At 44.7% G+C, this 7,961-nt stretch carries 5 protein-coding genes; 4 read left to right on the top strand and 1 reads right to left on the bottom strand.

The window, feature by feature from the left end; genetic code table 11:
* Positions 1 to 51: 51 nt before the first annotated feature.
* Positions 52 to 291 (bottom strand): DEAD/DEAH box helicase, encoded by a 240-nt coding sequence (locus tag QUA57_RS25095; RefSeq protein WP_333064307.1) that lies wholly within the window; start codon positions 289 to 291, stop codon positions 52 to 54.
* Positions 292 to 606: 315 nt separating this feature from the next.
* On the opposite strand from QUA57_RS25095, the gene QUA57_RS25090 reads away from it, so the two are divergent.
* From QUA57_RS25090 to QUA57_RS25075, 4 genes are all read left to right on the top strand, one after another.
* Positions 607 to 906 (top strand): hypothetical protein, encoded by a 300-nt coding sequence (locus tag QUA57_RS25090; protein ID WP_333064308.1) that lies wholly within the window; start codon positions 607 to 609, stop codon positions 904 to 906.
* A 971-nt stretch (positions 907 to 1,877) separates the two neighbouring features.
* Positions 1,878 to 5,021 carry a peptidase domain-containing ABC transporter gene (locus QUA57_RS25085; RefSeq protein WP_333064309.1) on the top strand — a complete coding sequence of 1,048 codons (3,144 nt, stop codon included), beginning with the start codon at positions 1,878 to 1,880 and terminating at the stop codon, positions 5,019 to 5,021.
* A gap of 167 nt (positions 5,022 to 5,188) precedes the next feature.
* The gene (locus QUA57_RS25080) at positions 5,189 to 6,997 is read left to right on the top strand and encodes an HlyD family efflux transporter periplasmic adaptor subunit (protein WP_333064310.1); all 1,809 of its coding nucleotides are present in this window, start codon (positions 5,189 to 5,191) and stop codon (positions 6,995 to 6,997) included.
* 59 nt (positions 6,998 to 7,056) lie between these two features.
* Complete coding sequence (locus QUA57_RS25075) at positions 7,057 to 7,527, top strand: HetP family heterocyst commitment protein (protein ID WP_333064312.1); 471 nt, start codon at positions 7,057 to 7,059, stop codon at positions 7,525 to 7,527.
* Positions 7,528 to 7,961: the final 434 nt, after the last annotated feature.

Genomic DNA, 7,961 nt, shown 5'->3' with positions numbered 1-7,961 from the left:
ATGAATCCCAAACATCTCAAAAACTGGTTTGCTAATTGCTGCTACTGTACCTCATAACATCCGGAAGTGCTGTAATATTTCTCTCAATCCCGGTTTCAACAGTGTCGGTAATTGAAAATACAAAGAATTGCCACTACCCGTCGGCATGACAATCATCATATCCCGTTTTTGTAAAGCAGCTTCGACAATTTCCTGCTGCCCCGAGTTCAAAGAGTCATAGCCAAAAAAATGTTTTAGCACTTGTTCCAGGGACAGTGGCACAGAAGATGTTGGCGGATGAGACGCTGACATTTGCAGTAGTTGGTTGTTGGATGGATTCTACAGTCTTTCATGCTTTTGGAGAACAAATACACTGAGTGCGATCGCACAAAATTCGTTAAGCAGAGAAACGGATACTTTTAATCGGGGTTTAGACCCATAGTGATGGGTAGGGATAGTGATGGGTAGGGGCCCTCACATAAGTCACCGCCAAATGAAAGGCCGTTATCAACAGCAGAATTTTCCACTTTACTTTAATTCGTTACATACCCCGGGTAAGGTCATCTAATTTGGTATAGTATGAACTTTACAAATCAAACAATATCAGCATAAGTGATATGGTATAATATGAACTTGACATCAGAGCAAGATAAGTGTGATAACACCAATACGGCCGTTGGAAAACTCAAAAAATTAAGTTTTATGTCGGAAGGATTTGATACTCAATCTGCCGAGACCAAGAAAAGTTTTCTTGCTCATAAAAAGCCTACCAAAGTAGCCTTAATTGGATCTCTTCAAGAGAGCTTAGTGGAGTATTTTGGAGAGTTCAAATACCGAATAATAGAGCGGACTAAGAAACATCAACTCACAGACATTATCGCACGAAAATTCGTCAAGTCTGGTCTGATCCAGTTGCTGCCATTGTAGTTCTTTACCAGCCTCGACTATGGGCAGGACTTCAGAGTGTTGTTATGGTTGTCCGGATGCGTCATCTTTGGAATCAAGCTACCCGTGAAGTTCAGTTTTATCTGATTTGTTTACACAGTGATGCTCAACTTTTAGGTCGAGCTATCCAAAAAGATTCGGGGATGGAAAACCAGGCTCACTGGACAGGTTTATTGTACTTTTGCAGAAGATTCTTGCGGCATTCGCTCTTTCCACAGTCCCCATAATTTTTCTCTCCTCCGGCGCATTGCTCTCAATGCCCTCAATCGCGAATCGGCTTACAAACGTAGTCTCGGACCAAAAATGAAGCGGACGGGTGTGGACAACAATTATATGATTAGAGTTTTCCCTTCTTGTTTCATTGACTCTACATTAGATTCCTCTGAGTCCTTATGTCAAGCAGGATTGAGCTGCTTTTAGCCTGGGTCACATAGCCAGATTAGATGGTAAATTAATTGCTTGAATTGCTGCTACAAACTAACAGCAATCAATTTTTCTTTACCACGATCGGGCCCTGGACTTCACAAACAAGCGCCGAAAATTGATGGTTTTTTGCATCCTGAAGGGAAATTTTTACGTAGATATACGTATACCGGGCACAACATTTGCCTGCCCCAGCTTCACAGAATCTTCATAATTATCCGTAATAGTACGGTAGGTTTATAAAGATTCGGTAAAGATTGCCCTTATAGGTAGCCAAAATCACGATTCTGTAAGTTAAACTGGGAGCCAACCAAAACCACACTTACGTAATCACCACACAATCCTGAAAAAACGCAATTTTATATATCCTAAAGGCGTTGAAGGGATGTCGTAACTAAGGGGTAGTCGTCGGACATATCGACAAACAGTTTTTAAGCCAACTAGGTTGCAACTAAACCAATAAAAATTGCTCATAACCGGGTTAGTTGTAATTCAAAAAAAAATGTTTCTTTTTTTTAACAGGGTAAGTTATGAAAAAAAAATTAGGCGTTGAAAATCACATTTTTAAAACCAGAGAAGCCTTGGAAAATTTTCCGGCTATTCAGAAAATTTTCGAGGAAGTCGGTGCAGAACCGACATTAATGACGAAATTAAATACAGCCTGTGAAATTTGTGAGTTTCAGCTCGGAGATGAAATCACTCAATATCAAACATCAGATAGCAACAATTTCATTGAAAAAGAACAGAGCGATCGCAATTTTTATTTAGTTTGCGAGGGAAGAGTCAGGCTACTAGCGGTAGAAGCCTCTCAACAGCAGGAGATTTCGGCGGTTGTACTGGAAGTCGGAGCAATATTTGGGACAGATGACCGATTTATAGACAGCGGATTGCCTTACAGGGTAATTGCAGCCGACACTTGCCAAATCGGTCGAATAGCGGCCACCACCTTGCAGGTTATTTTAGAGGAATTCCCGCAACTGCAACAGCATTTGCAGCAAGAATTTCAAGAGCGACAGCGGTTAATATTTTTCAAAACACAAACAGATTTGCGATCGCTCGCTCCCCATCAACAACAGCTTCTGTGGCCGCACTTACTTCCTTACATAGAAGAAAGCCGAATTCCTGCCGGAGTTTCCCTCGCTGAGCATTGCCAAAACTCCAACAATCATTTTTGGCTCCGCAGGGGTCAAATTCAAGGTCAAGCACCGCCAATTCTCGGCAGTAAGTGGGAACATTCAGACGTAAAGAGCGACTGGATAGCGGTAACAGACCTGCTAATTTACCAGCTTAGCAGCGAACAGTGGCAAATCGCCAACGCCACAATTAATTCCGAAAGTAATTACCGCCCTAAAATCATCCGCAAACCTCCAATTTTAAGCTTAGTAACGCCGCCCCAAGATGCTAGCTCAACCTCACCAACCGAGCCATCAAAATTAACCGCAGTTGCTCAGCAAAAACCCGCAACCGGAATCATCAGCTTTCCCAAACCACAGCAGCGGCGCTGGTTGAGCAGCAGACACCCATTCATTCAACAACAGAGCTCAGCAGATTGTGGAGCTACTTGCTTAGCCATGATTAGCGAATATTGGGGTAAAAAATTCAGCCTAAATTACTTGCGGGAATTGGCAGAAATCGGCCGCAGTGGCGCGTCGCTCAAAAGTCTGGCAAAAGCAGCGGAAAGGATGGGATTTCAAACCCGTCCCGTGCGAGCTTCTTTAACTCCGTTGCGGAATCAAAATCCCTGGATTGCTCACTGGCAAGGCAATCACTACGTGGCAGTTTACCGCTTTAAAAATCAACAGGTTTTAGTGGCAGATCCGGCGGCTGGCAAGCGGTGGATGAGCATTAAAAATTTTACCGAAAATTGGACTGGGTACGCCCTAATTTTAGACCCGACAGCGGAACTATACCGCAATCACAGTGCCGAACATCAAGGCATTAAAATTAAAGATTTTGTTGGCATAGTCTGGCCCTACCGCGCTGCAATCGCCCAAATTCTCATCCTCTCCTTGTTGCTCCAAATATTTGGTCTAGTTACTCCCCTATTTACCCAAATAATTCTAGACCAAGTGGTTGTCAGCAAAAGCATAGTAACTCTGCACGTTTTTGCGCTCGGACTGCTGCTGTTTAGTGTTTGGCGAACGCTGTTGGGTGCAACGAGACAGTATTTGCTGGATTATTTGTCGAACCGCATTGACCTGACTTTAATTAGCGGCTTTATCAGTCACACTCTCAGTTTGCCGATCAAGTTTTTTGAATCTCGTCAGGTGGGCGATATCTTGACGCGGGTTCAGGAAAATCAAAAAATTCAGGCATTTTTGACTCGCCAAGCTATTACGGCTTGGTTGGATGCTTTGATGGCTGTAGTTTACATCGGACTGATGGTTTACTATAACTGGCGTCTGGCGTTGTTGGTGCTGGCGTTGATTCCGCCGATCGTGATTTTGACTTTAGTCGCAACTCCCTTTCTGCGAAAAGTGTCCCGGGAGATTTTTACCGAAAGTGCCAAGCAAAATTCATCTTTGGTGGAAATGATTACTGGGGTGGCGACGGTTAAGGCAACGGCTGCTGAGCGAGAAATGCGCTGGCGCTGGGAAGACCAATTAACCTGCATGATTAATGCTAAATTTCGCGGGCAGAAGTTGGCGAATTCTTTGCAGGTGATTGGGGGTGGGATTAATACTTTGGGGAGTACGGCTTTGCTGTGGTACGGGGCAATGCTGGTGATTCAAGACGAGTTGACAATCGGTCAATTTGTTGCTTTTAATATGATGATTGGGAGCGTGATTTCTCCTGTGCTTTCAGTGGTGGGACTTTGGGATGAGTTTCAAGAAGTGCTCGTTTCGATCGAGCGTTTGGATGATGTATTCTCTGCCCAACCTGAAGAAAGCCCTTACAAGCCAATGCTGGTGCTGCCTCGCCTTCAGGGAAACGTCAAGTTTGACAATGTTTCTTTCCGTTATTCTCAGGATGAGGAACGCAATACGCTGCAAAATCTTTCCTTTGAGGTGCAAGCTGGAGAAACTGTGGCAATTGTCGGCCGCAGCGGTTCCGGTAAGAGCACTTTGGTAAAGCTGCTGCAAGGTTTCTATTATCCAGAAAAAGGGCGACTGACAATTGACGGCCACGATATTAGGCATATTTCTTTGCAGTCGCTGCGAGTTCAGTTGGGTGTTGTCCCGCAAGATTGTTTCTTGTTTTCGGGAACGATTTTGGAAAATATTACGCTGTATAAAAACGGAAACGATGTGGCTTCTGCAAGCTTGGAACAGGCGATAGAAGTGGCGAAGCTAGCAGAAGCTCACGCTTTTATTCAAGATATGCCGCTGGGTTATCAAACTCCTGTGGGGGAAAGGGGAACGAGTTTGTCTGGGGGCCAGCGACAACGAATTGCGATCGCCCGCGCTCTTTTGGGCGATCCCCGGATTTTGGTTCTGGATGAAGCAACTTCTTCACTGGATACCGAATCTGAGCGCAGGTTTCAGCAAAATCTCGCCCGCATTAGTCGCGATCGCACTGCGTTTATTATCGCTCATCGGTTGTCTACGGTGCGTAATGCCGATCGAATTTTGGTTCTAGACAAAGGCATTTTAGCCGAACAAGGCAACCACGAGGAATTGATGGCTGAACGCGGACTTTACTATCACCTCGCTCAGCAACAACTCGATATTTAAGTCATTAGTCATTAGTTATTAGTCATTAGTCATTGGTCATTAGTGATTAGCAACCTACACAAAACTAAAAATAATTTTCACTTACTCCTGACTTCTGACTCCTGACTTATAGCTCCTAACAACTGCCAACAGCCAACAGGCATACAGACTAACTGGGAGGAAATACAATGTTTTCACAAGATGAGAAAGAATTAGGCCACGCTCCTAACGAAATAGGTGAAGTCTATGGAGGCGTAGCTTCTAGGCAAGAAAACGAACCCAGAAAAAAAGACCGCTCTTTAGAAGTTGTCGAATCTAAAAATCGCTCTTCTCAAACTCATGACGGTATCAATATTGCCAAATTACAGTTACGGCAGCCTGATGCGAATAATTGGTCTACTTCTTTGCACTCGGTACTCGACCAGCCACCAGTATCTTTTCCGCAGCGTTTGATATTAGGAGGAATGGTTTTTTCCGTAGCTTTTGGAGCGTGGGCAACTTTGGGAAAAATTGACGAGGTTGGTCATGCTCAGGGCAAATTAGTTCCCAAAGGCGCTGTTTACAAAATTCACCCGACGGATACGGGAAAAATTATTAACCTCGCTATCAAAGAAGGCCAAAAAATCAAAGCTGGACAATTATTGGCCGAATTAGACCCGGCGAATGCCCAGAGCGAGGTGGAGCGTCTTGAGAAAATTCTGGACGCTTATCGGATTCAATTGATGCAAGAGATGAGTTCGATCGAGAGAACTCGACTGGAAGTTGAAGCGAGCCAAGCTATTGCTGCTGCAGACCAGCGGGGGGCTGAAGCTGCGATCGCCCGTGCTCGCGCTTCAGCGGCCACCACGCAGTCTCAAATCGAGCAATTGCAAGCAGATTTAGTATCTCAGCAAGCGCGCAAGCAACAGCTCAAACCTCTGGAAAAGAATGTGCAAGACTTGCTCTCGCAACTGAAAACAGATATTAACTCGCAGCAAGGGCGGCGCGATCAGGTGAAACCATTGCAACGCAAGACTCAAGAATTGCTGGTGCAATTGCAAGCAAAAGTAGCGGCTCACAAAGAGCGGATCGCGCGTCTCAAACCTTTGGTAGATGAAGGTGCACTGTCAAAAGACGTATTGTTTCAAGCTGAGGAAGCTCTGCGAGAAAGCGAAAATGCGGTGATTAGAAGCCAGTTGGGGGAGACAACTCAGGCTGACGATCGCGCCTTTGAAGTCGAGCAAACCGTTCGCGATAGGCAAAGTGCTGCGATCAGGAGTCAACTGTCTGATGCAACTGGGGTTAAGGAAAGGTTGTTTGAAGTCGAGCAAAATTTGCGCGATCGAACTAGCGCCCTTTCTAGAACCCAAGGTGAATTAGCCCAACAACTGGCAGAAGTCGATCGACTGCAAGCCGAAGCCGCCAGCAAACAAGCCGCAGCGCGCCAAACGCAGTTAGAAAAAGAGCAAAAAATTCAGCAGTTGGAAATGCAATTAAATCAAGTCAAATCCAAAATTGCCGAAACCCAAACCCTGCTCGATCAAGCAAAAAATAAGCTCAAACAAAGATTTCTCTACGCACCCGTCAGCGGAGTCATTTCCGCACTCAACATTCACAACACTGGCGAAGTAGTTCAACCGGGCCAAACTATTGCAGAAATGACTCCGAATCAGGCTCCGCTAGTGCTGGAAGTGAATTTGCCGAACCGAGAAGCGGGATTTGTCAAAACCGGAATGCCGGTGCAAGTCAAATTCGATGCTTTTCCTTATCAAAATTACGGCGTCATTCCGGGAAAAGTTTTATCTATTTCGCCCGATGCCAAAACAGACGAGCGATTGGGTGTTTTTTACCGGGTGGAAGTGAGTATCGATCGAGACTCAGTGAAAGCCAAAAATCAAACCTGGAAACTCAAAGCTGGCCAAACAGCTACTGCGGAAATTGTCATTCGCCAGCGCAGCATAGCCGACATTTTGCTTGACCCTCTCAAGCAGCTACAAAAGGGCGGCATGAGTTTGTAGAACTTAGTTAAGTGGTTGTTGTCCTTTGTCACTCTTTATACACAAAACAGGATAAAATAATGACTTCCCAATTCCACCATTCTGCCAATCATTCCCAAGTTGGAATCAAACCCGAACAATTGGATGAGATAATTTCAGCGATTCTGGCAGGAAAGTATTCTTGGGCTTGTTTTTTACTTTTGCGGTGCACGGGTTACAACCCTCTCGACTATATCCCTTACCGTACTTCCAACCGCTTGCTTAAGGAAAACAGTCAAATCAGCAAGTCGAGTAAATCGGAAACTAAGTCTGCATTGGGCAAAATTGCTGATTTAGATCATCTGGAGGTGGTGAGGGAAAAACGAGCCGGAGTTGGAGGGGGTTATGTAACTGAGGCTTTTAGCGAGTTGCACTCAGATACCAGAGGTTTTGGACTTGAAGTCAAGGAAGGGCAATATCTCGCGATGCAGAAGGTTGAGTGTTTGCCAATTCCCAGTCAAGGATTTTTTGCTGGATTTAAGACGCGCTTGTCTAATTGGGCGGGTAAGTAATTTAGTCAATAGACCGACAACCCGATTGCGGGCGTTGGGTGTACCTGTTTTTTGGTTGACTCACCGCGGGCGATCGGGTTTTTGAGTATCAAAAATCCGCGCTTTCAATAAATCTGCCAAAATGGCAACCTTAGCCAAATTAATTACTTTATACTCAGAAACCCGATTTTAGCTATTGTGGATTTATACTTCTTTGCGATCGATTTTAATACAGTTAGCCCTCTGTTTAGGCAATGCCAGTCTTACTCAATTTGATTGAGTAGCCTCCCTTTTTCGTTTTCAGTGCCTGTCAAAAATAATCTGCCAAAATGGCAACACAGGTCTGATTAGCCTAGCTATATTAAATACAGAACAACTAAAGGTTGCTTCTAGCAAATAAATCACAAACAACAAGGAAAAAAGCCATGATTATTTCCGACCTGAATTACTTGGAA

Origin of the sequence: Microcoleus sp. Pol7_B2, from assembly GCF_036701035.1 — a bacterium.
Classification (GTDB): Bacteria; Cyanobacteriota; Cyanobacteriia; order Cyanobacteriales; family Microcoleaceae; genus Microcoleus.
The sequence above is the reverse complement of the archived record's forward strand: the minus strand, read 5'-3'. Positions and strand labels throughout refer to the sequence as shown.

Excerpts from the sequence above, each read along its gene's own strand:
- QUA57_RS25095 (WP_333064307.1), bottom strand. The coding sequence starts at position 291 with ATGTCAGCGTCTCATCCGCCAACATCTTCTGTGCCACTGTCCCTGGAA.
- QUA57_RS25075 (WP_333064312.1), top strand. The coding sequence starts at position 7,057 with ATGACTTCCCAATTCCACCATTCTGCCAATCATTCCCAAGTTGGAATC.
- QUA57_RS25080 (WP_333064310.1), top strand. The coding sequence starts at position 5,189 with ATGTTTTCACAAGATGAGAAAGAATTAGGCCACGCTCCTAACGAAATA.
- QUA57_RS25085 (WP_333064309.1), top strand. The coding sequence starts at position 1,878 with ATGAAAAAAAAATTAGGCGTTGAAAATCACATTTTTAAAACCAGAGAA.
- QUA57_RS25090 (WP_333064308.1), top strand. The coding sequence starts at position 607 with ATGAACTTGACATCAGAGCAAGATAAGTGTGATAACACCAATACGGCC.